General features: G+C 67.9%; 23 protein-coding genes. 11 read left to right on the forward strand and 12 right to left on the reverse strand.

Going from position 1 to position 24305, the window contains the following annotated elements; genetic code table 11:
* Positions 1 to 172: 172 nt before the first annotated feature.
* On the reverse strand, positions 173 to 838 hold the full coding sequence (locus ADBZ5N_RS07870) for a hypothetical protein (protein ID WP_526256936.1): 666 nt from the start codon (positions 836 to 838) through the stop codon (positions 173 to 175).
* Positions 839 to 985: 147 nt separating this feature from the next.
* On the opposite strand from ADBZ5N_RS07870, the gene ADBZ5N_RS07875 reads away from it, so the two are divergent.
* Positions 986 to 2713, forward strand: a complete 1728-nt coding sequence (locus tag ADBZ5N_RS07875; protein WP_526256937.1) for an amidohydrolase — start codon at positions 986 to 988, stop codon at positions 2711 to 2713.
* Positions 2714 to 2754: 41 nt separating this feature from the next.
* Here ADBZ5N_RS07875 and ADBZ5N_RS07880 read toward each other — a convergent pair whose 3' ends face one another.
* Together ADBZ5N_RS07880 and ADBZ5N_RS07885 are read right to left on the reverse strand one after the other, a co-directional pair.
* On the reverse strand, positions 2755 to 3789 hold the full coding sequence (locus tag ADBZ5N_RS07880) for a PrsW family glutamic-type intramembrane protease (RefSeq protein WP_526256938.1): 1035 nt from the start codon (positions 3787 to 3789) through the stop codon (positions 2755 to 2757).
* A gap of 20 nt (positions 3790 to 3809) precedes the next feature.
* A complete protein-coding gene (locus ADBZ5N_RS07885; RefSeq protein ID WP_526256939.1) occupies positions 3810 to 3971 on the reverse strand; it encodes a hypothetical protein in 162 nt (53 codons plus the stop codon).
* A 139-nt stretch (positions 3972 to 4110) separates the two neighbouring features.
* Between ADBZ5N_RS07885 and ADBZ5N_RS07890 the strand changes: the two genes are divergently transcribed.
* From ADBZ5N_RS07890 to ADBZ5N_RS07905, 4 genes are all read left to right on the forward strand, one after another.
* Positions 4111 to 5130, forward strand: a complete 1020-nt coding sequence (locus tag ADBZ5N_RS07890; protein WP_526256940.1) for an inorganic phosphate transporter — start codon at positions 4111 to 4113, stop codon at positions 5128 to 5130.
* Positions 5127 to 5765: a DUF47 domain-containing protein gene (locus ADBZ5N_RS07895; RefSeq protein WP_526256941.1), complete on the forward strand. Its 639-nt coding sequence runs from the start codon at positions 5127 to 5129 to the stop codon at positions 5763 to 5765. The genes ADBZ5N_RS07890 and ADBZ5N_RS07895 overlap by 4 nt, the downstream gene beginning before the upstream one ends.
* Positions 5766 to 5970: 205 nt before the next feature.
* Positions 5971 to 6594: a L,D-transpeptidase family protein gene (locus ADBZ5N_RS07900; protein WP_526256957.1), complete on the forward strand. Its 624-nt coding sequence runs from the start codon at positions 5971 to 5973 to the stop codon at positions 6592 to 6594.
* 27 nt (positions 6595 to 6621) lie between these two features.
* On the forward strand, positions 6622 to 7926 hold the full coding sequence (locus ADBZ5N_RS07905; RefSeq protein WP_526256942.1) for a hypothetical protein: 1305 nt from the start codon (positions 6622 to 6624) through the stop codon (positions 7924 to 7926).
* Here ADBZ5N_RS07905 and ADBZ5N_RS07910 read toward each other — a convergent pair.
* The 3 genes from ADBZ5N_RS07910 to ADBZ5N_RS07920 are packed head-to-tail and all read right to left on the reverse strand — an operon-like array spanning position 7857 to position 11010.
* A complete protein-coding gene (locus ADBZ5N_RS07910; RefSeq protein ID WP_526256958.1) occupies positions 7857 to 8738 on the reverse strand; it encodes an SDR family oxidoreductase in 882 nt (293 codons plus the stop codon). The genes ADBZ5N_RS07905 and ADBZ5N_RS07910 overlap by 70 nt on opposite strands.
* Before the next feature lie 5 nt (positions 8739 to 8743).
* Entirely contained in the window at positions 8744 to 10156 is a 1413-nt protein-coding gene (locus ADBZ5N_RS07915; RefSeq protein WP_526256943.1) for an MFS transporter, read from the reverse strand.
* Positions 10153 to 11010 carry an acyl-CoA thioesterase domain-containing protein gene (locus ADBZ5N_RS07920; protein WP_526256944.1) on the reverse strand — a complete coding sequence of 286 codons (858 nt, stop codon included), beginning with the start codon at positions 11008 to 11010 and terminating at the stop codon, positions 10153 to 10155. The genes ADBZ5N_RS07915 and ADBZ5N_RS07920 overlap by 4 nt, the downstream gene beginning before the upstream one ends.
* 161 nt (positions 11011 to 11171) lie before the next feature.
* On the opposite strand from ADBZ5N_RS07920, the gene ADBZ5N_RS07925 reads away from it, so the two are divergent.
* Together ADBZ5N_RS07925 and ADBZ5N_RS07930 are read left to right on the forward strand one after the other, a co-directional pair.
* Positions 11172 to 11825 (forward strand): response regulator transcription factor, encoded by a 654-nt coding sequence (locus ADBZ5N_RS07925; RefSeq protein ID WP_526256945.1) that lies wholly within the window; start codon positions 11172 to 11174, stop codon positions 11823 to 11825.
* Positions 11825 to 13033 carry a sensor histidine kinase gene (locus ADBZ5N_RS07930; RefSeq protein ID WP_526256946.1) on the forward strand — a complete coding sequence of 403 codons (1209 nt, stop codon included), beginning with the start codon at positions 11825 to 11827 and terminating at the stop codon, positions 13031 to 13033. Before ADBZ5N_RS07925 ends, ADBZ5N_RS07930 begins: the two co-directional genes overlap by 1 nt.
* A gap of 28 nt (positions 13034 to 13061) precedes the next feature.
* On the opposite strand, the gene ADBZ5N_RS07935 is transcribed toward ADBZ5N_RS07930, so the two are convergent.
* Positions 13062 to 14591, reverse strand: a complete 1530-nt coding sequence (locus tag ADBZ5N_RS07935) for a molybdopterin-dependent oxidoreductase (RefSeq protein ID WP_526256947.1) — start codon at positions 14589 to 14591, stop codon at positions 13062 to 13064.
* A gap of 62 nt (positions 14592 to 14653) precedes the next feature.
* Between ADBZ5N_RS07935 and ADBZ5N_RS07940 the strand changes: the two genes are divergently transcribed.
* Positions 14654 to 16141 carry an amino acid permease gene (locus ADBZ5N_RS07940; RefSeq protein ID WP_526256948.1) on the forward strand — a complete coding sequence of 496 codons (1488 nt, stop codon included), beginning with the start codon at positions 14654 to 14656 and terminating at the stop codon, positions 16139 to 16141.
* Here the strand turns inward: ADBZ5N_RS07940 and ADBZ5N_RS07945 are convergent.
* Positions 16134 to 17660 (reverse strand): multicopper oxidase family protein, encoded by a 1527-nt coding sequence (locus ADBZ5N_RS07945; RefSeq protein ID WP_526256949.1) that lies wholly within the window; start codon positions 17658 to 17660, stop codon positions 16134 to 16136. The genes ADBZ5N_RS07940 and ADBZ5N_RS07945 overlap by 8 nt on opposite strands.
* Positions 17657 to 18520 (reverse strand): bestrophin family protein, encoded by an 864-nt coding sequence (locus ADBZ5N_RS07950; RefSeq protein ID WP_526256950.1) that lies wholly within the window; start codon positions 18518 to 18520, stop codon positions 17657 to 17659. The genes ADBZ5N_RS07945 and ADBZ5N_RS07950 overlap by 4 nt, the downstream gene beginning before the upstream one ends.
* 268 nt (positions 18521 to 18788) lie before the next feature.
* Here ADBZ5N_RS07950 and ADBZ5N_RS07955 point away from each other — a divergent pair, with 268 nt between their 5' ends.
* The gene (locus tag ADBZ5N_RS07955; protein ID WP_526256951.1) at positions 18789 to 19181 is read left to right on the forward strand and encodes a hypothetical protein; all 393 of its coding nucleotides are present in this window, start codon (positions 18789 to 18791) and stop codon (positions 19179 to 19181) included.
* Positions 19182 to 19415: 234 nt separating this feature from the next.
* Here the strand turns inward: ADBZ5N_RS07955 and ADBZ5N_RS07960 are convergent, their stop codons facing one another.
* From ADBZ5N_RS07960 to ADBZ5N_RS07970, 3 genes are all read right to left on the reverse strand, one after another.
* The gene (locus ADBZ5N_RS07960) at positions 19416 to 19829 is read right to left on the reverse strand and encodes a DoxX family protein (protein ID WP_526256952.1); all 414 of its coding nucleotides are present in this window, start codon (positions 19827 to 19829) and stop codon (positions 19416 to 19418) included.
* Between the two features lie 68 nt (positions 19830 to 19897).
* Positions 19898 to 20926 (reverse strand): hypothetical protein, encoded by a 1029-nt coding sequence (locus tag ADBZ5N_RS07965; RefSeq protein WP_526256953.1) that lies wholly within the window; start codon positions 20924 to 20926, stop codon positions 19898 to 19900.
* Positions 20908 to 22416 (reverse strand): SLC13 family permease, encoded by a 1509-nt coding sequence (locus ADBZ5N_RS07970; RefSeq protein ID WP_526256954.1) that lies wholly within the window; start codon positions 22414 to 22416, stop codon positions 20908 to 20910. Before ADBZ5N_RS07970 ends, ADBZ5N_RS07965 begins: the two co-directional genes overlap by 19 nt.
* Before the next feature lie 75 nt (positions 22417 to 22491).
* Between ADBZ5N_RS07970 and ADBZ5N_RS07975 the strand changes: the two genes are divergently transcribed.
* Together ADBZ5N_RS07975 and ADBZ5N_RS07980 are read left to right on the forward strand one after the other, a co-directional pair.
* Positions 22492 to 23451: an ornithine cyclodeaminase family protein gene (locus ADBZ5N_RS07975; RefSeq protein WP_526256955.1), complete on the forward strand. Its 960-nt coding sequence runs from the start codon at positions 22492 to 22494 to the stop codon at positions 23449 to 23451.
* A gap of 365 nt (positions 23452 to 23816) precedes the next feature.
* Positions 23817 to 24305: DUF1254 domain-containing protein (locus ADBZ5N_RS07980; protein ID WP_526256956.1), on the forward strand; the 489-nt coding region annotated here is incomplete at its 3' end.

Below are 24305 nucleotides of genomic sequence, written 5' to 3' on the forward strand. Positions count from 1 at the left end.
AGTCCACCAGGATTCGGCGACCGTCACACTCCAGCAGATGCTTGGAACCGGTGACGGTGCTCGCCGCGCCCAGACTGGACAGTGTCAGTTTCGCCGAAGTCAGTTTCGCCGAAGTCAGTTTCGCCGCAGCCCCCGTATCCACCCGGTCAGTGTTCCAGACCGGCGAGCCGGCTCATTCATCGTGGTGGTGAGCAGCACCGTCATCGTGGACGGGCGGTGTCGGCGCCACGCTGACCGTTGCGGACTGATCGATGACCGGTGCTGACGTCGGAGCCTCGTGGTCGTGGCCGGGATGCGGTGTGTGTATCCCGCTTTGTGCCTCCGCCGGTGCGTGGTGGTCGGGGTCGACCAGGCTGGAGGCCACACCCGCGACCACCGCGGTGACGATGACCCCGTTGGCGCCGAGCAGCACCAGCACGCTTCCCACCCGCGACACCGACTCCTGGCGGTAGATCCGAAGCCAGGCCCAGGCTGCACCCATCACCACGTAGCACTGCAGTAGTAGCGCGCAGATGTCGGCGGCACCAACGAGTTCCGGTTCGCCGGCATGCGGGCCGAAAGGTACCCCCGCAGTGCGCGACCAGACCCACAAAACCGCGCACCCGCCGTTGATGAGTATCCCGGCGCCCAGCAGTGGCCCGCTGGGTCGCGTCCAGGCACCCAGCGCCCAGAGCACCTGAAATACAGTGACGGAGGCGAAGAACAAGCCTGCGGGCAGCCAGGCCTGCCAGTGCGGGGGGATCACGGCGACATGGATCACGGCTGCGCCGACCGACGCAATCGCCGCGAGCCGAGCAGCCAGAGCGCTGTCAGTGCCTGTCTCAGCTCTGTAGGTCACCGGACGATAGTGACAAGGCCGATAGGACCCGACAAGCAATATCGGATAACGGTCGGATGCCAGATCCGCAGCATTGCCCGGGCCGGGAAGTACCACCGCGGTGACCGTAGCGCTGCGAACGGTAGGCCGTTCGGCTAGAAAGAAGCGATGGCGGCCGACATCGTCCTGAAAGCATCGACCATCATCACGATGGATCCCGCCCGCCCGCGGGCTCGGGCGATCGCCATCGATTCGGCGACCGGCAGGATCACCGCGATCGGCTCGCTGGGGGAGGTGCAGGCAGTCACGCCCGGAGTGGCGGTGACCGATCTGGGCGAGACGGTGCTGATGCCGGGTTTCGTTGAGCCGCACAGCCATCCGCTGCTGTCGGGGATGGCGACCCAGGAGCCGGCCTACTGGGTCTCCCCGAATGTCGGGGTGAAGACCTGGGATGACGTCAAGGCGATCTTCGCCAAGGCCGACAAGGCACGCCCGGCCGGTGACGTGCTGGTGTTCAACGGGGTCGACCGGCTGCTGCAACAGGCGCCGCTGCCGACCCGGACCGTCCTGGACCAGATCTTCCCGTCCCGGCCGGTCGTGGTGATCGACAACTCCGGACACGGCATCTACTTCAACACCGCGACGATCACCCTGATGGGCTGGCCGGACGGGAAAGCCCCGGCAGATCCGGTGGGCGGCAGTTTCGGGCGGGAGGCCGACGGGGTGAGCAGCAACGGCACGGCCTTCGAGTCCGGTGCGCTGATGATGGTGGCCGGTGCGGTGCTGCCCAAGGCGATCCCGCATCCGCTGCACTCCGGGGCGCTGTTCTACAAGTTGATGGCGCAGAACGGTGTCACTGCCACCTCCGAACACACCTACAACTCCGGCCAGTTTCCGGCGTACGCGTCGCTGGCCTCGGTGCCCGGGTGCCCGCTGCGGCTGCACGTCTACCACATGTCCATCGAGGCCGACGCGGCCGCCGACGTCACCTTCCCGAACTCCGAACTGGTGCGCAAGGTCGGGATCAAACTGTGGGCCGACGGGTCGCCCTGGCTAGGTAACGTAGCGATTTCCTTTGAGTACCTAGACAATCCGACCACCCGCACCGCGGAGATCGAGATGGGACCGCGCGGCGAGGGCCAGATGAACTACACCCGGGCCGAACTTGATCAGGTGCTCGACACGCTGGTCCCGACGGGCTATCAGATGGCGTTCCACTGCAACGGCGACGTCGGGTTCGACGTGGTGCTCGACGCCTACGCGCGGGCGCTGGCCAAGCACAACCTGCTCGGATCGGATCACCGCTGGCGGGTCGAGCATCTCGGCGCGGCGCGCCGCGACCAGTTCGAGCGCGCCGCCGCCCTGGGCGTCACCTGTTCGCTGAGCCCGTTCCAGTACATCTACTGGGGTGACCTGCTCGACGGGGTGATGTTCGACTCCGAGTACGGCGCCCAGTGGCAACGGGTGCGCGACGCGTTCGAGGCAGGGGTGACGCCCAGCTACCACAACGACGGTTCGGTGACCCCGCCCAACCAACTGCTCAACGTGCAGCAGACGGTGACCCGCCGGACACTGGCCGGCAACGTCCACGGCGCCAACCAGGCCGTCACCCTCGACGACGCCCTGAAGGCCATCACCATCAACGGCGCCTACCAACTCAGACGCGACCACGAGATCGGATCATTGGCGGTCGGCAAGTACGCCGACCTGGTGGAGCTGTCGGCCGACATCTACACCGTGCCGGCCGATCAGATCGTCGAGAAGGTCAAGGTTCTCGGCACCTGGGTGGGTGGGGCGAAGATCGACATCGACGCCTACATCGAGGGCGTCAAGGCCATCGACCCCACCGAGCACCATGACCTGACCAACCATCTCGCCGCCCGAAAGTGTTGCTGACCCACGGCGTCACTGACCTAAGGCGCTACCCACCGGTGGGGTTAACGCCCCGCCAGTGTGTCGACACACTCATGTGCCCGTCCCGCGTCGCCGTTGGCGACCGCCCCCGCCAGTCGGGCAACGGTCCGTCTGCGTCGTCGGGCGTCCCTGCCGCCGGACTCGGCTGCTGTCGACTCCAGCACCGACGGCGCCACGTAACCCAGATACGGCCGGTACAGGGCGGCCTCAAGCGCCCGGCCCCGCCGGATCAGCCACAGGTAGAACGCCAGCGTCCCGAACTGGCCCAGCACGTAGAACACCCCGAACCGGTGGGAGTTCCACAGCAGATGCGCCCCGAGGGCCAGCAGCACCAGCGCACCGCCGACCGCCCACCGCCGCACCGCGGAACGGCCCCCGCCCGTCAGCACATAACCGATGCCGAATCCGGCGATCCCGGAGATCACGATGTGCCCGGTCCAACTGCTGCGCAGAACTTCGTGGATGACGTCGGTGGCCAGCGACCCCCACTGGTCAGGCGGTGAGGCCAGCGCGTTGTTCAGGGAACCGACGACGTTCTCGACGATCTCAAAGCCCAGACCGACGAAGGATCCCACCACCAGACCGTCCAGGGCGGTCCGCGGCCGGGTCGCGGCCAGCAACAGCACCACCACGATGCCCAGGTTCTTCATCGGCTCCTCGGTGAGCGGTGCGAACAGCGACCACTTCGGCGCATCCGCCCGGTCGGCGAAGTACTCGTAAATCGCGATGTTGGCCAGCAGCGCATAGCCGGTCGCGGCGCCCGCACCCCACAGTGCGGCAAACACTTTGGTGTCCCGGCGCAGCGGCCAGAAGTAGGGGATCTTGTTCAGCAGCCAGGCACACACCGAGCCGAAGGCACCGAACAGCACCACGCTGGCAGCGGCCAGTGCGGGGGTCTGGGCAACGGAGGCTCCCGCCGAACCGGCCAGGATCACCAGTCCGGTGAGCACGCTGGCGGCGTACACCGCCCACAGCGGCCAGGCCGGGCCGCGGGTCTGCTCCGCGGCCGGTGGCGGCAGCGCGAAGGGCAGGTTCGGCGCGCCCCGACCCCCCATCATCGGCCCCGTCATCGGCCCTGTCACCGCCCCGGCATGCCGAAGGCCAGAGTCGCCTCGATGACCAGCACCAGGATCGACACCACCGAGATGGTGGTCGCGGTGGCCGGATAGCGGCCACGGGGAAGCTGGGTCGGTGGGGCGGCAGGCACACCGGGGGAATCAGCGGGGGGATCAGTCGGCACCCCCATAACCTAGAACCCACCGGCGATTCCGGACCCTCGTCGACGCCTATCTGCCGCGCTGACAAGGTCGTTAACTATCGGTTTCTTCGCTGTTCACCAGGCGTTCAGCTAGGGTTGGCCACGATCGGAGGTTCGCGGAGTGGAAGTCGGGCTGATCATCGCCATCGGCCTGGCTGTCGCCTTCGCGGTGACCAACGGCTTCCATGACGCCTCCAACGCGATCGCCACCTTGGTGGCCACCCGCGGGGCCACCCCGGGCCAGGCGGTGATGCTTTCGGCGGTGTTCAACATGGCCGGCGCGGTCCTGCTGGGCACCGCCGTCGCCGACACCATCGGCACGATCGTCACCGTCCCGCAGGGCCAGATGGTGGCCGTCGTGGGAGCGGGTCTGGCCGGCGCGACGGCCTGGAACGTGATCACCTGGCGGCTGGGGCTGCCGTCGTCCTCCGGGCACGCCCTGGTCGGTGGATTGGTGGGGGCCGCCGTTGCAGACGGGGTGATCTCCGGGTCCGGGGGTGCGGTGCAGTGGGGTGGTTTCGACGGCTGGCATCCCATCGGGGTGATCGGCGTCCTCGTCGCGTTGTTGATCTCACCGCCGTTGGGATTCGCGGTCGCGTTCGGGTTGCTGCGGGTGCTGCGACGGGTGTCACGGCGATGGACGACGCGATGGATCGGCCCGGTCCGCGGCGGCGGATGGATTGCTGCCGCAGGACTTTCGTTCAGCCACGGCGGCAACGACGCGCAGAAGGCGATGGGTGTGATCGCCGCCCTGCTGCTGGCGTCGGGTTACACCACGACGATGACGGTTCCGCTGTGGGCCAAGATCGTCACCGGCCTGGCGCTTACCGCGGGAACCGCCCTGGGTGGTTGGCGCATCGTGAAAACCATCGGTCAGCGGATCTTCAGTCTCACCCCGCTGGATTCCCTCTCCAGCCAGGCGTCGTCCACCGTGGTGATCCTCGGCGCCTCCCTCATCGGCGCGCCGGTCAGCACCACCCAGGTGGTGGCCTCCTCGGTTGTCGGTGTCGGCGGTGGGCGCCGCCGCTGGAAGCACGTCCGCTGGCAGATCGTGCGGGAGATGGGCGTCGCCTGGCTGACCACCATCCCTGCGGCTGCACTGCTGGCTGTCCTCGTCCTACTCGTCTGGAGAGCGCTGTGAGTAACCGCTGGTTCCTCCCGGAGACCCCCGATGTGATCGGCATGCTGCAGTCCCAGGCCGAGATCACCGTTCGCGGCATGGACGCCTTCGCCGCCTGGGCAGCCGGAGACACCGGCCGCGCCGAGGATGTGCGCGCCGCCGAACACGATTGCGACGAGGTGCGGCGCCACTTGGTCGACGCGGTCAGCGAGGCCTTTACCACGCCGCTGCAACCGGAGGACCTGTTCCAGTTGTCCCGGGATCTCGACAAGGTGATCAACGGAGCCAAGAACACCGTCCGCGAGGCCGAGTCCATGGACTTCCCGCCCGACCAGGCCACCGCCGAGATGGCCGTGCTGCTGGCCGAGGGTGTCCGGCACATCCAGACGGCGTTCACCGCGCTGGATGCCCGGCGCGGAAAGGTCTTCGCGGCCCAGACGGCCACGGTGTCAGCCACCGAGGCCGCCGACGCGGCGGTCAAAGCGCAGCGCAAGCTGGAGCGGATCTACCGCACCGCGGCCGGTGACCTGCTCGCCGCCACCGATATCAGCGTCGTCGTCGCCAGACGGGAGTTCTACCGCCGCATCTCGGGGATCTCCGACGACATCGTCTCGGTCGCCGACCGGATCTGGTACACGAAGGTCAAGGAGTCCTGAGCCCGGACAGCGGGTGTTCTGGGTCTCGATTAGCTCCCGGTCCGGCCGCGAACCCGTTTCAGGACCCCGGTGGGGCCTATGGCCGGGCCTACGCTGGCCAGGAATACGGACCGCATCGAAACGCTGTGCTGATTGAACTGATTGAAACTCGGGGTGAACCGTGACTGTGCCCAAGACGATGCTCGCGGCTGGCCTGGCGGCGCTGATGCTGGCCGCGCCGGCCGTGGCCGAACCGGCGCCCGCTCCCACCGCACAGCCCACGCAGTGGATCGTCGTCGGTGTGCCCGCGGCCACCGAGACCACCGGCACCCTGACCGCGTTCCAGCGCGTCGGCCAGGACTGGAAAGTCGTGTTGGGGCCCACCAAAGCCAAAGTCGGGTCGCTGGGGGTGGGTGAACCCGGCGACGGCATCCACCGCACCCCGGAGGGAACCTTCACCTTCGACCAGGCCTTCGGCCGGGAGCCCAATCCGGGTACGAAGATGCCGTATTTCCAAGCCACCAACCAGGATTGGTGGGATGAGGACGCCGGTTCGCCGACCTACAACACCCACGTGCGCTCCGCGACCAACCCGTCGTCGATCACCGAGAATCTGTATGACTCCGGGCCGGTCTATGACTACGCGGTCAACATCGCCGTCAACCCGCAGCGGATCCCCGGCAAGGTCTCCGGAATCTTCTTGCACGTCACCGACGGCAGCCCGACCTGGGGCTGCGTCGCGATCGGCCGCGAGGAGATGAAGTCGGTGCTGACCTGGTTGGACCCGGCGGCCTCGCCGCGCATCACCATCGGTGTCGGCAGCCCCTCGCTGGTCACGGCTAGGTCCTGACCGCCCCGGAAAGTTACCCTTTGGGGCGTGGCGCGACCTGTTCCCCGACGTGACGTCCGGAAGTACTCCCTGCCCGCGCCGGGGCTGCCCCTGGGGGGGTTGGCACTGGGCCTCGGTCTGAGTGCAGCGGTGTTCTGCGGACACGGTGTGGCGTCGGCGGCACCGGACACCGAATCTGCCACTGGTTCAACGCAATCGGAGTCCGCGCAAACTGAACGGCCGCGGTCGGCACCGCAGTCCCGCCGCGCGATCCCGGCGGCCCGACCTGCCCCGGCGGCACGTCCTGCCCCGGCGGCGGCCCGGGCTTCGGAGTCGATCCCCGCGATGCGCTCCGGCCGGTCGGTGGCCGCTCCGGTAGCCCCTGAGGTGTCGGTCGATCTGCCCCCGATGCCGGTCACCGAGGACCGGGCCTTCGTCGTGTCGGAGCCGGCCATCACCGATGCGGCCACCGCATACGTCGCCGCCGGCGGCGACCCGTCGGATTCGCCGCGCTTCTTCTTCGGGGACTTGGCGACCGGGAGCCTGGACACCATGGCCTCGGTCAAGCTCACCCGGGAGCAGGAACGGGTGGAGATGGGCAACCTCGCGACGTCGGGCTATTTCGGCGGAATCTGGCTGCGTGATGACCTGCGTCCGGCCCCGACTGAACCGGCCAAACCGGCCGAGCCCGCCCAACCCGTCAGTGCCGCAAAGCCCCCGGGCGGGGTGATCTCGGCGCTCGGCCTGCGGATGTTCGGCGCGTTCGCCGGCGGCCTGGCCGACATCAGCCGGGTGCCGTTTTTCGCGACACCGGCCGCGCACTCGTCGGTTCCGGTGCTGCTCAGCCTCTACGGGTACAACAAGGGCTACCTGGAGTACCTGCTCGACAACCCGCCCCCCGGGGTGCCCTCCATGCGGGACACCCTGACCTGCAAGGGATTCCTGGACTGTAACTCCTCCCTGGTCAACCTGGAGATCGCCAACCGCTACGACAGCGCCCTGATCGACCTGCAGCACCCGCCAACGCTGCGCTGGGCGGAGATGAACCTGTGGACCTCCGTGCTGCAGACCACCACCGGTGCAGGGCAATTCGTCTGGAAGATCATCGGCGCGCAGGGCTTTTCGCCCACCTCCTACGCCGCTCTGGTCGACCTCAGTTCGGCGTATCTGATGATCAGTAAGGCCGCCACGCTGGCCAGTATGAAGTCCTACGGCGAACGAGACGCCGAACTGGCGTCGGCGGCGCTGCTGCTGCAGGCCGGACTGTGGATGTGGTCGGGCGCCTACTTCTCCGGTCTGGCCTCCAACGCCCCGCGCGGCACCATCCCGACGATCGTGGTGTCCTCGGTCTGACCCGTGCCGTGCGCGGCAACCGCCAACGGCCACCAGCGTTCCCACTCCGCCAGTCTGTCGGCGTACTCGGCTTTGGCCCACTCCAACGTGTTGCGGCCCAGGAACACTCGGCGCGGCGGGTCGGTTGCATCGACGATGGCCAGGATCGCCGCCCGGGTTGCTTCCGGCTGACCCAGGTCGACGCGGCGTTCGCCGCGTGCTGACTCGAACCGGGCGCGCTGGGCGTCATAGGCCGCCAACGGCTCGGCATACGGCGCGGCCGTGATCCAGTCGGTGTCGAAGCCGCCGGGTTCCATCAGGGTCACCCGGATGCCGAACGGTTCAACTTCGGCGGCCAACGCCTGGGACATGCCCTCCAGCGCCCACTTGGACGCGTGGTAGATACCCAGGTTCGGAAAGGCCAGAACACCGCCGATCGAGGACACCTGAACTATGTGGCCGCTGGCCTGGGCCCGCAGGTAGGGCAGCACCGCCTGGGTGATCCACAGCGCCCCGAAGAAATTGGTGTCCATCTGCGCGCGGGCTTCGGATTCGGACAGCTCCTCGACGAATCCGTACTGCCCGTAGCCGGCGTTGTTGACGACGACGTCGAGCCGCCCGAACCTGTCGTGGGCGGCGCGCACCGCGGCGAAACACCCCTGCCGGTCGGTGACGTCGAGGCGGATCGGTTCGAGGGCCTCGCCGTAGCTGTCACGTAGATCCGCCAGCGCGGAGAGGTCCCGCGCGGTCGCGGCCACGCGCTCGCCCCGCTCGAGCGCCCCGATCACCCACTGCCGGCCAAGTCCGCGGGATGCCCCGGTGATCAACCACACCCGGCTCACCGGGCCTCCTTCGGTTCGCCCCCGATGAGCAGGATAGTTCCGACGGCGGTGGCCGCACCGAGGGAGAAGATGACGATGAAGGCCCATTCCGGTGGGGTGCCGCCGGCCCGGACGGTCAGCAGCGCGCCGACGATCGCCGCCGCGATCCCTGAGCCGACTTTGCGGGCGATGGCGTTGAGGCTGGTGGCGATACCGGTCTCGTGCTCCTCAACGTCCTGGATGATCAGCACCGGCAGCGCACCGTAGGCCAGGCTGATGTACGCGTTGGTCAGCAGACCGGCGACCACGACTTGCCAAGCAGCCGAATGCGATACGACGAGCATGGCGAACCCGGCGAACCCGACTAGTGCCCCGCCGCGGACCACGGCGCGGGCGCCGAAACGTTCGATGAACCTGCCGCTGACCAGAGCGGTGACCGCCGCGGCGAGAGCACCGGGCAGCAGGAACTCCACGCTGGCGTTCAGCACGGTGGCGCCGAACCCGTAGCCGGCCGCCCTCGAGGTCTCCACGAAGTCCGTCAGGCCCAGGAATGAGAAGTACAGGGCCATCCCGACCAGCAGGGTGGCGGCGTTGGTCCGCAGGATCGGCCGCCGGCTCAACATCGCCGTCGAGACAAGCGGATTCGCGCAGCGGCGACTCCACATCCACCAGCCGGTCAGGATGCCGACACCCGCGGCCGCGGTGCCCAGGGTCGCCGGCGACAGCAGGCCCCACCCGCGCCCCTGGGTGATGGCCAGCAGCAGTGCCGACAACCCGCTCGCCAGCGCGAGGCCGCCCACCCAGTCCACCCGGTCCGTCCCGCGTCGGGAGCGGCTGGGAACCACCGCGGCGGCCAGCACCATGACTGCCGAGGTGAACACCGTGCACAGCCAGAAGACCCGCTGGTAGGAGGCTCCGGGGCTCATCAGCAGTCCGGTGACCACCAGGCCCAGACCGCCGCCGAAACCCAGCATCGCCGAGAGCAGCGCGATCGACCGGATCAGCCGGTCGGCGGGGACCTCGTCGCGCAGGATGGATACTGCGACGGGGTAGAGCGAGAACGCCGCGCCCTGCAACATCCGGCCGAGGATCAGCACCGGCAGCGAGGCGGTTGTGGCGGCCAGCACCGAACCGGCCAGAACCAGGGCCAGCACCACCAGCAGGACGGTCTTCTTGGTGCGCAGGTCGGCGATCCGTCCGATCAGCGGAGTGGCGGCGGCTGCCGCGAGCAGGTTTGCGGTCACCACCCAGCTGACTGCGACCGGGGTGGCGTGCAGTTGCGCCCCGATGACGGCCATCGCCGGTACCACCGCGGTCTGCAGGATGGCGACGATGAGGACCACCATGCTCAGTGCCGCCGTGAGGAAGGCCGGCGGGCGGTGACCGGTCGTGCCCGGCGCGGGTGCGTCGAGGGTCATCACGGTGATCACGCCCTGCTGGCGCTGAACAGTTCCGCGCCCGGGGCCTGGGTGCGGGGGGTGCTGGTGAAGTCGATCTGGGCTGCCGGGTTGGCCAGTGCTGTCACCATGGCGGTACCGATCGGGCCGGCGGTGTCGAACAGGGTTGCCGTGCCGACGGCGACACCGGCGGTGGCGGAACGGGTTTCGCCACGCACGCCGATGAATTCGCTGCGGGGCAGCCGCGACAGACTCACGGTCACATCGCCGTTGATGTAGCCGATTCCTTCGGTGCCGAGGTTGATCACCATGTTGGTGGCCGCCTCGGCCACGATGACCGACCGGACGAACGGGCTGGCCTGCTCACCGGCGACGACGTCGGGCCCGCGGTAGTAGGCCTGCTTGCGCGAGGTGTTCTGGTGCTCGGCGCCCAGGACGCTCCACCCGGTGGCTTCGCTGCCCACGAACAGACCGTCCACCTCGGCGCGCTGGGGCCCGACGAACTGGGGCCCGACGAACTGCGCGTGCGGCTCCCACTCCTGTCCGGCAGGCGCCTCGGACTGGCGATAGAAGACCGCGGTCGCCCGGGCGACGATCCAGTCGCCCTGGATGACATCGCACTCGGCGTAGCGGACCCGGCGGCCGTCGCGGATGATGCGGGTCTGGGTGCGGGTGGGAACCTGACGGGCGGGCTTGAGCAGGTCGATGGTCAGACGCGCCGGGAGGAAGCCGGGTTGGCCGAAGTCGGTCTCCAGGGCGCGGCCGGCCAGACCGGCGACGGCCGGTCCGCTGATCAGGGACTCACCCCAGTGACCGCCGGCGAGCGCTGTCGGTTCAAAGGTGTCCTCGTCGGTGGCGATGAAGTAGGCGCCGTGGGTGGTGGTCATCAGGTGCTCCTTTGATCGGGACACCCCAACGATGCGCCCCATCACGGCCCGGATCCGTCGGCCGGACGGACCCGACGTCGGGTTAACCGCCGTTCCCCCGATCGGGGGAACGGTGTGCTGCGTTCTGACCGGTTAAGCGCGGACTGTGGAACGATGCCTGGGTGCGCGAAACCTTCAACAATCAGAAGGTCACCGTGGTGGTCGCCGACGATCACCCGCTATTCCGCGACGGACTGGTCCGGGCGCTGACCGGAAGTGGCCTGGTGGAGGTGGTCGCCGAGGCCGATGACGGGCCCTCGGCGCTGGCCGCGATCAAAGAGCACCGTCCGCAGGTGGCTCTGCTCGACCATCAGATGCCCGGTATGGATGGAGCCCAGGTGGCCGCCGCGGTGCTGCGCGACGAACTGCCCACCCGGGTGCTGCTTGTGTCGGCGAACAACGATTCGGCCATCGTCTACCACGCTCTGCAGCGGGGGGCGGCCGGCTATCTACCCAAGGAGTCGTCGCGCAGCGAAATCGTCAACGCGGTGCTGGAATGCGCCCAGGGACGCGATGTCGTTGCGCCGCATCTGGCTTCGGGGTTAGCCGCGGAGATCCGCCGCCGCGCTGAGCCCACCGGGCCCGTGCTCAGCGCGCGTGAGCGTGAGGTCCTCGGCAAGATCGCCGAGGGCTCCAGCATCCCCGCGAGCGCCAAGCAGCTTTATCTGGCGCCCTCGACTGTCAAGACCCATGTTCAGCGGCTGTACGAGAAACTCGGTGTGGGTGATCGGGCGGCGGCGGTGGCCGAGGCGATGCGGCGCGGGCTACTCGACTAGTGAAGCGCCTCACCGGCAGAGTCCTGGATTTCCTGACCAGTGAGCCACTGCGCATCCGATCGATCCTGCGTCTGGTCCTGATTGCGCTGATCGCCCTGCTGGTCCACTACACCAAAGTCCAGCACCGCAACGATGCGCTGTTCCACGCGCTGCTGGTGGCCTACGCGATCGGTGCGGTGGCCTGGCTGATCTTCGTGTTGAACAAGCCCGCCCGGTGGTGGTTCGGGTGGGCGTCGACGTTCGCCGACGTCGCGATCGTCCTGACGCTGTGTATCGCCTCCGGTCCGGCGACCATCTCGCTGTATCCGATCTTCTTTCTGCTGCCGATCTCGGTGGCCTTCCTGGACAGCCCCGTGATCACCGGCCTGTTGGGTTTGAGCGCCTCGTTCGGATACCTGCTGGCCTGGGCGGCGTACGCGACCCAGGAGCAGAAGATGGGCATGACGATTCCGGCCGTGGTCTACGTCCAGGTCGGGTGTCTGCTCTGGTTCACCGCCGCGATCACGGCGCTGTCGTTCACCCTCGCCCGCCGCCGCGCCCGGGTGCTGGGCCTGCTCGACGTGCGCCGCCAGTTGGTCGCCGAGGCGATGCGCGCCGACGAGCGCAACAGCCGGGCACTCTCCGAGCAGTTGCACGACGGCCCGCTACAGAACCTGCTCGCTGTCCGGCTGGATCTGGATGAGTTGCGGGACAATCCCTCTGCGGAGGGTTTTGACCGCCTCGATGCGGCGCTGCGGGAGACCGTCGCCGGTTTGCGGAATACTGTCGCGACCCTGCATCCCCAAGTGCTTGCCCAATTGGGCTTGACGGCGGCGGTGCGCGATCTGGCGCAGCGCTACGAGCAGCGGTGGGGAACGCCAGTCCAGGTCGACCTGGAGGAGGTGGGACGCCCCGAATCACAGGCGCTGATCCACCGTGCGGCCCGCGAGCTGTTATCCAACGTGCACAAGCACTCTCGCGCGACAAACCTTGACGTCACGCTGCACCGTCGACCGGGCGGGACGGTACTGCAGGTCAGCGACGACGGCGTCGGATTCGACCCCGCGATCCTGTCGCGCCGGGTCAGCGAGGGGCACATCGGCCTGGCTTCCCTGGTCGTCGCCGTGGAGTCGGCGGGCGGTTCGATGGATTTCACCGAACCGCCCGGCGGTGGAACCCAGGTGACGGTGAATCTGCCGGACGAATTACACGATCTCCACGACGACTAGACGGATGGAAAAGCCCGATCGGCGGCGATCACTTCACCTGGACCGAAACCGTCGGCCACCCGGTGGCCCCGTCCGGCGCCGGCGGGGCCGCCTGCTCGGTCTGCACCGCCCCGGTGTTGTCGGTGGCGCGGACGGTGAGGGTGTGCGAGCCGGGGGTGGCCTGCCAGCCGTAGGTCCACAGCCGCCAGGTGTCGGCGGAGTACGCCGCGCCCAATGTCGCAGGCTGCCAGGGGCCGTCGTCGATGCGGACCTCCACGGCTTTGACGCCGCGATGTTGCGCCCAGGCCACCCCGCCGACGGTCACCGGTCCGGCCGCCAGTCGGGTTCCGGTCCGCGGTACGTCGATGCGGGACTGGGTTTTGATCGGGGCCTGCGCCGACCAGCCCAGTTTGGTCCAGTACGCCTCGGCGCGGTCGAACCGGGTCAACTCCAGGTCCACCACCCACTTGGTGGCTGAGACGAACCCGTACAGACCCGGCACCACCAGCCGGGCGGGGTAGCCGTGTTCGACCGGCAGGGGCACGCCGTTCATCCCGATCGCCAGCATCGCGTCACGGTCGTCGGTGAGCGCTTCGACCGGAGTCCCGACGTTGAATCCGTCCACCGAGGTTGACAGCACCATATCGGCATCGGGTCGAACACCGCTGCGGGCCAGCAGATCCCGCACCCGGTAGCCGGTCCAGACCGCGTTGGAGATCAACTCCCCACCGACTGGATTCGAGACGCACGCCAGCGTCACCGCCTTCTCGATCGGTTCAAATTCCGCGAGGTCGTCGAAGGTGTAGGTGATCTCCCGATCCACCATGCCGTGGATGCGAAGCCGCCAGTCGGCGCGGGACAGCTGCGGCACGCTCAGAGCCGTGTCGATCCGGTAGAAGTCGGCGTTGTTGGTGATGAAGCTCGTCAGTCCCTGCGCGGCGGGCTGTACCTCCGGTGGCACCGTTGGCGCCGGGGTGGCTGCGGTGGGCAGGGCGAAGGTCTGCCGGTCCCCGGCGACTGATCGCCGCTGGCGGGTCAGGACGTGGCCGGCAACCCCGCTGAGCGCTCCCGCCGCGACGAGGCCGAGGGTCAGCAGCGATCGGCGCCGTTCGGTGTCGGCGGTCTGCTCGGGCAGCCGACCGGCGGTGAGTCGCCGCCCCCCGGTGAGTAGCCGGATTGTGGCGATCCCGCATACCGCACCGAGCAGGGTGGGGATGACGTCGAGCGCACGGGCACCCGGTTGGGCAAGCACCGCCAGAGCGCCCGCCGCCCCGGCGGCGGCGATGACCAGGCTGCCGACCGGAACACGGGAACGCTCCCAGATGGCGGCTATCGCACAGAGGGCGAGGACGACGACCACCACCATTACCGTCAGGAAGAGTTTGTCCGCGGTCCCGAACGTCTGGATCGCCCACTCCTTGACCGGGCCCGGGGTGAGGTTGATGACCGACGTGCCCACCGCGGTGCGGGCGTCGGCGGCGGCGGAGAAGAAACTGGCCGCCAGTTGGGTGAGGCCCAGCGACACCGCTGCGGCCGCAAGGCCGGCGCCCATCCGGGATCCGATCGTGCTGGTTGCCATGTCGGCCAACCTACGCGGGTTCTATGCTTCCGTCGTCTTTGTGTCCGGAGGGAAGGTCGCCCATGCCGACAGCCGAGAGCGCGGCGACCGGCACCGAATCCTCCCGCACGTCCCGGCGCGCACTGCCGCTGTGGGCGGCCCTGGCGCTGTCGGTGGCCACCGTCGGACCGACTCTGGCGATGGCCGGCAATGGCCAGGGCCTGGTCGGCACGGTGGGCAAGTCCATCCCACTGGTCTTCGTGATCGGGTTGGTCGGGATTTCACTGGTCGGCTACAGCTTCGTCCGGTTGACCCGCTACTTCAGCCACGCCGGTTCGGCCTACGCCCTGGTGGGGGCGACGGTCGGTCCGCGCGCGGGCTTCTTCGCCGGCTTCGCGATGCTGGGCGCCTATCTCGGCTTCTCGATCGCCACCCTGGCGCTGACCGCGGCGTTCACCAATTCGCTGCTGGCCGAGGCGCAGAAGGGATCACCGCATCCGTTTCAGGTGCCGTGGCTGGTTCCCGTCGCGGTGGCCGCTGTGTTCTCGGTGATGTTGACCGGCCGGGACGCCCGCCTGCTGGCCAAGATCCTGCTCGGCATCGAAGGTGTCGGCATCGTCGCGATGGTGGTGCTGGCGGCGGTGATTTTCGGGCGCGGCGGTGCCCCACCGACGGGGGTGGACTGGAGCACGTTTTCCGCTTCGGGGGTGTCGATGTCGGAGATCCTCGGCGGGGTGGTGGCGGCATTCCTGTGCTGGGCCGGTTTTGAGGCGTGCGCCTCGATGGGGGAGGAGACCACCGACCCGAAGCGGAGTATCCCGCGCGCGATCACCGGCACCCTGATCCTGACCGGCGTGCTGTTCGTGGTGGTGATGTTCGCCCAGACAATCGGTTTCGGCACCGACAAGCAGGGCCTGGCCGCCTTTGAGCGCTCGGGAAACACCCTCGGTGATCTCGGCGATACCTATATCGGCGAGTGGTTCAGCCTGCTGGTCATTCTCACCGCGTTGGTCGGTGCGTTCGGTTGCCATATGGCCACCGCCGTCACCTCGGGCCGGATGTTGTTCGCGTTCAGCCGGGACAGATTGGGGCCCAAGGCGTTGGCCCGCCTCGATCCGGTGACCAACAGCCCCCGCCGGGCCATCTGGGTGGTGGTCGCGATGAGCCTGGCGGTCAATGCGTTGTGCGCCGCGACCGGATGGCCGCCGGACACCACCGGCAATCGGGGAGTCGACGGGTACTTCGTGTTCGCCGTCGCCGGTTCGGTCTGCCTGATGACGTGCTACCTGTTTGTCGAGATCGCCGCCGTCTGGTTCGCCGGCGCGCCGAGGTTCCTCCCGGTGCATGGCGGGACCGCCCGACTGCGCGGTCTGGTGTTGCCGGCCGCCGGCGCGGTGGTGATCGTCGTGGTGCTGTGGTTCAGCGTCAAGGACTCCACCGGCTGGGCGGCAGCGCCGATACTCGGACTCTATTGGTGTGCCGTTGGTTTGACGGTTGCTGTGGCGGCGGCGCCGGTCGCGAAGCGGGTCGGCGCGGCACTGTCGGCCGAGCTTGCCCTGCCGCTCAGATGAGGTAGTCGAAGGTCGACAGCATGCCCGCCTCGGCGTGATAGGTGTTGTGGCAGTGCAGCGGCCAGTAGCCGGGGTTGTCGGCGAGAACGGCGACCCGCACCGTCTGGTTGGGGACCACGATCACCGTGTCCTTACGGGCGCCGAGGCTTCCGTCGGGGTTGAGCATCGCGAAGGTGTGACCGTGCAGGTGCATCGGATGCCACATCCGGGTCTTGTTGGCGAAATTGATCGTCGCCTGTTGGCCCTGCCACACGGTCAGCGGCCTGTTGTCCGGATACGGTCCGTTGATGCCCCACTGGTAGCCGGTCTCGGCGGCGGTCAGGTTGGCCACCATCTCGGTGTCTGCCTTGCTCCAGTTCAGTTGCGCTTCCTCGGGAGCGGCGAAAAGCTCGACGGTTCCGACCTTGCCGGTCAGTTCCGGCGGCTGGAAGTCCGCCGGCGGTGCGGTGCCGACGCCGGTCGACAGCAGCGCACGCGCCACGGCGCCTTTACCTTCGGCGAGCGCGACGAGGGGGAAGACTCCGTCGTCGGCGGTGACGATGACGTCGTAGCGCTCACCCATGCCGATCAGCAGTGCATCGACGTCGGTGGGCACGATCGGGAAGCCGTCGGTGTGCGTCACCTTCATGCGGTGGCCGGCCAGTGCCACCCGGAACGCGGTGTCGGAACCGGCGTTGATGAAACGCAGCCGGATTCGTTGGCCCGGTTTGGCGCGGAAGGTGCTCGGTGCTTCCGGGATACGCCCGTTGATGACGTAGTAGGGGTAGGTCACGTCACCGGGATCACCACCCAGCAGGGAGCTGCCGCCGGTGCCCTCCCCGCCCATGGAACCCATCGAGCCCATCGAGCCCATGGAACCCATGGCGCCCATGCCGCCCTTCTCCAGATCGTCGAGGATCTGCTGCGGTGACTTGCCGACCCCGTCGGTCCAGTCGTCGAGCATCACGATCCACTCCGCGTCGTAGTCGCCGCGGGCCTTGGGATCATCGACGATCAGCGGCAGATACAGGCCGGTGTCCAACTCCACGCCGACATGCGGGTGCGCCCAGTACGTCCCGGCGTCGGGCACCGTGAAAGCGTAGGTGAACGACTGTCCAACATCGACATTCGGTGTGGCCGGCTCGGCGCCGTCCATGTCGTTGCGCAGCGCGATGCCATGCCAGTGCATGGAGGTCGGTTTGGACAGTTTGTTGGTCAGGGTGACCTTGAGTTCGTCTCCGACGTTGGCGCGGATCAGCGGACCGGGAACCGTGTCGGCGTAGCCCAGGGTCTTGACCACCTTCCCGCCGAGGTCGACCGTCACCGGCCTGGGTGTCAGCGTGGCGGTCACCGTCCGGCCGGTGCGTGGCCGTGCCGCCTCGGCCGCCTTGATGGCGTCATCCAGTTTCGGGTTGACGGCGGTCGGTTGAGTCTTCAGTTCGGCCGTTTTGCCGCTTGTGCATGCCGCCAGGGCGGCCCCGGCTCCGACGGCCAGGCTGCCGGTCAGGAAGGTTCGTCGGTTCAGCACGGTGGGGCTCACTTTCTTTCGGTTGCGACTGCGAGTGGGTGGTCGGGGCCCAGGAGATCGGCGGTGATCCCGGCGCAGTAGGTGTTCATCGGCAAGGCGAACGCCGTGTTGCCCAGCGCTCCTTCGGCCAGATGTCCCATCCGTTCTGCGACGACGAACAGTGCCATGATGGCGGCACCGGCAACGATGCCCTGGGCGCTGTGGTGTCCGCCGGGATCGACGCGGGTGCAGACCGCTATGCCGAACAGCCATGCCAGGCCCCGGACGAAACCGGCGTAATACGACGGGATGGGTTGGCCGCTGAGCCGAACCAGGCCGCCGGCGGCCGCGGTCTGCGCACTGTTGAGGTTCGTCAGCACCGAGCGGCCCTGGCGATCGAGATGATCGTCGATCACAAGGTCACGAGTGTCGGCCGCCTGCAAGGTCAACAGGTTTGTCGCCGACGCATCGCGCGGATCCTCCGGGGTCAGCTCACCCACCGCCTGCGGTGCGGGTACTCCGCGCAACTCGTAGGCCAACCGCCAGGCGTGCCGGACCTGCCGGCGGCGCATCCGGTCCAGTGTGGTGGCCATCGGGGCCGAACCATCGTCGACCGCGACGAGGGCATTACTGATCGCCTGGCAGTTGCCGACGAGACTGCCCCACAGCGTCCTGGCTTCCCACCACCGGTTGAAGGCGTTGCTGTTACGGAAACCGATGAAGACGGAGACGACGACTCCGAGCAGGGGCACGACTGCGGCGACGCCGTCGAGTGGAACGAACGAGGAGATCGCGACCATGGCGGCCGCGACCGCCACGACAGCGAGCAGGTCATAGCGCACCTGCCAGAGCACTTGCCCGGCGACCGGGACCACACGTGGCCTGGATGGCATGCGAGGCCTTTCTGCGAACTGCGAGAACAGTACCGGCGCGACACCGGAAATCCGACCGATTGCCCGCTCAAGAGGCAAACCGCCGGTTCTGGACGCCGGTGTCGATGTCCTCTGAGCGAACGGATCTGGGCACCCATGGCTGCTCCTGTGCTGACGCGGTGTCGGTCTTCGACTCCCCATCACCGCCGCATCTGAGGTGTCCGCAGCGTGTCCGCCGCAAGGTCGCGCCGTGGGAGTTACTCCAATCGGGGGACACGCCAATCCTCCCGTGAACGGCCCACTAGACGGACATTTCCGAGCGCTGGGGCGCGGCAGGCTGAGCACTGTCAGCTTCTACACCGCAGCACAGGAGTTAGGGATCATGAAGATCGTCACCATCATCGCCGAGCAGATGACCGATCGGATGCTGGTCGCCGCGACACCGAATCGCGGAGTCGTCTCCGTCAAGGTCAGCGAAGTCCATTCGGGTCTTCGCGACGCCGCTGAGATTCGAACCTTCCGGAATCCCAACCGGTTCAATCCCCACTACCGCATCGACATGGTCGTTGAAGACGACGCGGTGGAGACCGTCTTCGACTGCGTCTCCGTCGCCTACGAGTCCGGCTTCTTCAGCGACGCCGAAGCATGGGTGGAGCCCGCGACCGTGGCGCTGTCGGCCTGACCGCTATCCCGGTCATCGCCCTCGCGATGGTGTGGCTAGACGCTGGGCCTGGAACCGGTGCAGATTGTGCTGCTGACACCTTTGGTGATCGTGGTGTTGACGATGGCTGAGGCTGCGGCGAGTTGGACGAACACGAAACTGACTGTCCCCCTCAGCGGATGGGCGAGGCCAGAACTGCTCGGGGCCGGCTCCAGTTCTAACCCGCCACTAGGGGTCTGCGGTCTCCGGGTGGCATCACAGTCGGCCCTCGGAGTGCCGGTCGCGTAGCGCGAAGGCCCCGGCGCCGGCGAAGGCGATCAGCAGGAAGGCGAAGCAGAACAGCACAGCCGGTTCGCCGCCATTTTGGATGGGCAGCAACCCTTTTGGCTGATGCGCAGTGAAGTAGGCATATGCCATGGTGCCGGCCCCGATCAGCGCGGCGATGCGGGTGAAGACGCCCAGCGCCACCAACACACCCACTACGAGTTCGATGACGCCGGCCCACCAGTACGGCCAGGTGCCGAACGGGACTGCGCCACTCTTGCCCGGTGGCCAACCGAACAGCTTTTGGGTGCCGTGCAAGGCCCACAGCAGGCCGATGACGATGCGGAAGATCCCCAGTGCAGTGGAGCGGTGCTGATCGAGGCGGGTGTCGAGGGTGTTCACCATGCCCAAACCCTATGCCCAAAACCTATGCCCGAACTCCGATTTTCGCTCCTATCTGAAATCCTCGCGTCCTAATAGAGGGTTCCGTTCTCCCGCGCCGCCTCCAGGTAGACCGGCGGAAGCAGCAGGCCGCGGCGGGTGAGAGTGTCGGGGCGGACGGCCACCTCGAAGTGCGAAGACTCGACCGGGTCCGGCGGCCCGGGGGTGCTGCGGTCGTCCAGCCAGTCCAGCGCGAGTCGGATCGCCTGTTCGCCGGCGTCGTCGGGTGGCGGGGCGAAACTCAACGCGCCCCCGGCGGCGACGAAACCGGCCTGGGTGCCGATCGGTAGCGGCCGGGCGTTGGCCTCGGTCCAAGCGATCAGGTCGGCGGCGCTGGTGACCCGGCCGTCGCGGTCGGGGAGGTCCTGGGCGCTGAGCACCACCAGCACGTCGGCGTCGGCGGCGTGCTGCACATGGTCGCGCCAGGCTTCGGCTGTGGACACCAGAGCCGTCGGTCCGATGGTGGCTGAACCCCAATCGAACGCCGTCATCTGAGCCAGGGTGGCCTCATCGGTGACCCCGTCGACGCCGATGGCGGCCAATCGCACCGGCCGCGGCCCGAAAAGGCCGACGAGGCTGTCCCGGATGGCGTTCCACGGCAACTGCTCGGCGATTCCTGAGACGTTGGGGGCGCCGCCGTAGCCGTAGAACTCCGGTGGCCGGTCGATCGACACGTACAGGATGCGCGGCCGCTCCCGGCCGACGTAGTCCCGGGCGACAAGCGCGTTGGCTTCATCGTCGACGGCGATCACGACGTCGGGTCTGAACCGGTCGATGGCACGCCGGGCCTCGGCCACCGGCGGGCCGATGTTGCGGGCCGCCGCCGGGGCGGCCACACCCAGATAGTCCCATTCCACGGAGAGCGGACGCCGATTCCGTTCCAACGCCGCCCGCATCCCGCGGTCCACCTCGTCGACCCAGGACGAACCCGGGGCGCCGGAGTGCAGCACCAGGATTCGGGGTTTGGTGGCGTTGAAAACCCCGAGCAGCACCACGAAGCTCAGCAGGAAACCGGCGATCAGAAGATTCCGCAGCAACCGTGTCACAACAGGCCCAGCCATTCCCACCACGGGATCGACGCGTAGACCACCGCCACCCGCGCCACATTCATCAGCAGGTTGTAGCGCAGGAATCCCCGCTCATCGGCCTGCTCGAACAGACCTGCCGCCCGTATCTGGGCGATGCCGTTGGTGCCCTGATGACGGAAGAACGCAACGTCACTGAAGATTGCGGCGCAGAACACGCAGATCCAGGGATGTACCCCCTGCGCGGCCGCCACCGGCAGCAACACGACCGCCGCGGTCAGCATCCCCGCGGTGACCGGAAGCGCCAGGCGCACCGCCAGGGTGACGGCTAGGGCGACGGCGATGAACACCGAAACCCTGCCGTCGATGAAATCGAACCTCTGATCAACGGTGCGGGCCAACGCGGCCGCCAGGCCGAGGTGATCCATGATCCGCATCAGACTGTCGATTCCGAGCAGGAAGAAGATCATCGGCCAGTCCAGCTGCCGCTGAAAGTCCCTGCGTAGCAACGCTCCAGTCAACAGCAGAGCCAGCAGAACGCACCCCGCCAGGTAGGCCGGCCGGACGTGGTGCCATCCCACGGTGGCGCTACCGAGCAGGAAGAACAAGAACCCGCCGGCAGCGATCCACTCCTGCGGCTTGAGGGGTCCCATCTCGGCCAGGCTTCGCTGTAGTTGAGCCCGCGGCAGGCTGGACTCCGGACCGGTGGGGAACAGCCGGGGCAGCAGCGCCAAATGGATGACCGTCACACCCACGGCCGCCACCGCGGCGGCCACCAGCCAGAACAGGCCACTGAATTCGGCGGAAGCCTGTGCCGGCAACAGATTGAGTGCGGCGATGTTGGACGACTTACTGGTCACCATCATCGGCGAGAACAGCAAAGCCCCGCCGAACATCGCCGCCAGCAGTGCGGTGATCGCCGGGCCTTTGGGCGGCAGCCGCAACCCGGTGACCATGTCCTGATACACCGGCATCAACAGCGACAGCCGCGCATTGGTCGACGGCATCAGCGGGGACAGCGCGTACCCCGAGCCGAGCAGTGTGACCTGATGCCACGCCGGCCGGTCCGGAAGCCATAGCAGCAGCCGGGTCATCAACCGGTAGCTCAGGCCCGAGGAACTGATCACCGCCGAGAGCGCATACACCCCGAGCAGCAGTAGCAGACTCGGCGAGGCGAACCCGGCCAGGGCCACCCCCGGCGGGGCCAGGCCGATGATGAGTGCGGCCACCACCGCAACCAGCGCAGGCACGAACTCGTCGACCAGTCCGAACACCCAGAACAGCACGGTGGCGCCGAGCAGCGCCGCGAAAATCGCGGACTGCACGCTAAACCCGGCGGCCTGCATGGCGACGTACATCAATGGTGGCGCCACCAACACCGTTGCCCAACCGACGATCTCGCGAACCGGGGCGCCGGGGCCGCCGCGGCGTGCCAAGCCCACGACTGTCACAGCGGTGAGCACCGCGCCCAGCAGGGCGAAAACCGGCCAGTGCGAGGCCAGGACGTCGGTGAAGCGGGCGCTCACCCGGGCAGGCTAACAGTGCACCCGCCAGACGGGTTCGACCTGAATCGGCGGCCGCGCGCGGCTAAGGTCGTGCGGGTGAGCGACAACCAGATGCTGGTCCTCAACCGCGCCGACCTCGACAGCCTCGGCTTGACCTGGACCGAGATCGTCGACGTCCTCGATGACGCGTTCCGCCAGAAGGCTCAGGGCCTGGTGCAGAACCCGCCCAAGCCTAAGGTCACCTCACGCGAAGACGCGTTCATTCACGCCATGCCGGCCTACCTCGGCGGCTCAGACCGCATCGGGCTGAAGTGGGTGGCCGGCTATGAACAGAACAACGCCAAAGGCCTGCCCTACATCTATGGCGTGATGATCATGAACGATCCGGAGACGGGCCGGCCGGTGGCCCTGCTCGACGGCGGATGGATCACCGAGATGCGCACCCCCGGCGTGTCCGGGGTGACGATGCGGCACGTCCCCGGCGATCGCAAACATCTGGCGATCGTGGGCTGCGGACTGCAGGGCCAACGGCACCTCGAGGTCGCGCTGTCGGTGCACCCGGGCCTGACCCACATCACCGCCTACGACCGCAACGCCGATCGGGTGGCCCGGATGTTCGAGGAGAACGCCGGCAGTCGGGTGACCCGGTTGGCCGATTCTCCCGCCGACGCGGTGGCCGGCGCCGACCTGGTGATCACCACCATCACTGTGCCGCTGGATCCCAAATTGGACTGCGCCAACACCGACCCCAACGCACTGCTGCTGCCGGTGGACTACGACGATGCCATGGCGCCCGAAGCCTTCCACGATGCCGTCGTCTACTGCGTCGACGACCTCGGCCAATATGAGTCGGTGGCCGACAGCATGTATTTCTTCGGGTTGCCCAAACCAGACACCCACCTGGCCGCGGTCGTGTCCGGGGATTTCGACGTGCCGACCGAGGGCCGTCGGATGTTCCTCAACATGGGCATCGCCATGGACGACGTGGCGTTGAGTTCACTGATCCTCGACCGTGCCCCCGCCGCCGGTGTCGGCCGCTATATCGAATTCCCCTGATGGGCAGGCGATTCGATCGGCAGGTGACCCTGCTGCGAGCCGGTGTGCTGGCGGCAGGGTTAGGTGCGGCACTGGCAGGACCAGCGGTGGCCTTCGCAGACGACGGCGGTGATCGCGGCGCAACGTCCGCCGAGCGGGATACGACCGTCTCAACGCGTCCACACGGTCCTGCCCGGCGATCCGCTGCCGAGGCGTCCACCACCCCGAAACGTCCGGCCGCAAGCCGAGGGGCCCGCTGGGCGGACAGGGTGGAGAGTAAGCCGCCGCTGCCGTCGTCGGCGCGGCCGAGAACCCCTGCCGCTGAGGCTGTTTCCATCGAAGACCGCACCGCTACGAGTCCCACGCAACCCGTCGGTACTGCTGCAGTGACCGAACCGCCGGCCAACTTCCCGATCCCCGCCGCGAAGGCCGCACGGCCCGCCGACCCCGGCCCGATCCAGTCGGCGATCTTGGCGGCGCAGGCCTACATTTACGGCTTTCCGCTGATGGAATATCAGCGGGTACGCCAGACCGTCGGCACGGTCAACGCCGTGACGTCCCTGACCAGTTTCGCCAACCCCGACATCGACCCGATCTGGCAGTCCATCGGCGGCGGCAAACGGCCCAACGTCGACACGTTCTATTCGTTGTCGGAACTGGATCTGAGCCAGGGCCCGGTCGTGCTGTCCATCCCCGATATGGGCAGCCGCTATTACAGCTTCCAACTGACCGATCCGTACACCAACGTGTCGGGCTACATCGGTTCCCGCGCAACGGGATCCGGACCGGCCAAGTATGCGATCACCTGGGCTGGCGGGCCTGCGGCCGACATCCCCGGCGCGCAGACCGTCCTGGTGCCCTACAGCAGCATGCTC

Origin of the sequence: Mycobacterium sp., assembly GCF_044370595.1 — a bacterium.
GTDB lineage: Bacteria > Actinomycetota > Actinomycetes > Mycobacteriales > Mycobacteriaceae > Mycobacterium.